Annotated in this window: 1 protein-coding gene; it reads left to right on the top strand. The window is 56.8% G+C overall.

The genetic code is table 11. The annotated features are described in order from the left end of the window. A protein-coding gene (locus tag NCS58_RS34030; RefSeq protein ID WP_250539045.1) for an IS3 family transposase occupies nt 1–1,359 on the top strand; the annotation gives its coding sequence in 2 pieces (ribosomal slippage) (nt 1–493 and nt 496–1,359; 1,357 coding nt annotated over the 2 pieces). This gene is flagged as partial in the annotation. Nucleotides 1,360–1,392: the final 33 nt, after the last annotated feature.

Genomic DNA, 1,392 nt, shown 5'->3' with positions numbered 1-1,392 from the left:
CAAGCACAGCGCGCAATTTAAGCGAGCCGTCGTCGAAGACTATCTGTCAGGCAAATATGGTGGTAGTGGAGCAGTGGCGTATCGGCATGGTGTAGACCACGGTACAGTGCGGATTTGGGTGGCGGCATGGCGCGCGCACGGCGAGGCGGCGTTGCAGAAGAAGTACAGTCGCTACGACGGCCAATTCAAGCTGAAGGTGCTGCAGTTCATGCACACGAAGGCACTGTCGTGTCGAGAGACGGCTGCAATCTTCGATATCCGCAATCCGAGCGTGATCAGTGTCTGGAAGCGCCGGTATGATTCGGGAGGTATGCAGGCCCTTGAGCCGCGCCCCCGAGGACGCTCCGTGAAGCAACCCAAGTCATCTGCGCCGCCTGTGTCGTCGAAATCCGACGAGGCGCGCACGAAGGAAGAGCTCCTGAAGGAGCTGAACTATCTGCGCATGGAGAATGCGTACCTAAAAAAACTCGATGCCTTGATCCGCTCGGAAAGCCCCACAGCGCAGCGCAAAAAGCGCAAATAGTGGCCGGGTTAAGGCATGAGTTTCCGCTCGACGGCTTGCTGAAAGTGGCGGGCCTTGCGCGCAGCACGTTCTATTACCAATGCAAGGCCTCGCAGAAGGCGGACAAACACGCGCAGCTCAAGGCGCGTATCCGTTCTGTCTTCGAGCAGCACAAAGGGCGTTATGGCTATCGGCGCATCACCAGCGCGATCCGGCATCTGGGCACGCGCGTGAATCACAAAACTGTCCAGCGGTTGATGCAGCTTATGAAACTGAAGTCGCTGGTGCGACCGAAGAAGTTTCGGGCATTCCGGGGGACGGTGGGACGTATTGCGCCGAACGTACTGCAAAGACAGTTCGATGCCGACGCGCCAAATCAGAAGTGGGTCACCGATATCACCGAATTCCGGGTGGGCGAGCGAAAGCTCTATTTGTCGCCGGTGCTAGATTTGTATAACGGTGAGATTGTCGCTTACGAAACAGCCACTCGTCCGGCCTTCGCGATGGTCGCACGCATGATCAAAAAGGCGTTCAGGAGGCTGGGCGTTGACGATCGCCCCGTGGTTCACTCAGATCAAGGCTGGCACTACCAGATGGACGCTTATCAGGCGTTGGTCTCGCAACGAGCCCTGACGCAAAGCATGTCACGCAAGGGCAACTGCCACGACAACGCCACCATGGAAAGCTTCTTCGGTACCTTGAAGTCGGAGTTCTTCTACCCGAATCGCTTCGAGAGCATCGAAGCCCTTCAGGCCGGCATCAGACACTACATTCACTACTACAATCATCACCGCATCAAGCTGAAGCTAAAAGGGCTGAGTCCTGTAATGTACAGAACTCAGCCCTCACGGCCTTAGCCCAAACCTGTCCAACTTTGCGGGGTCAGTTCA

It is taken from the genome of Caballeronia sp. INML3B, from assembly GCF_023631305.1.
GTDB lineage: Bacteria > Pseudomonadota > Gammaproteobacteria > Burkholderiales > Burkholderiaceae > Caballeronia > Caballeronia turbans.
This window is presented reverse-complemented; position numbering and strand designations above follow the sequence as displayed.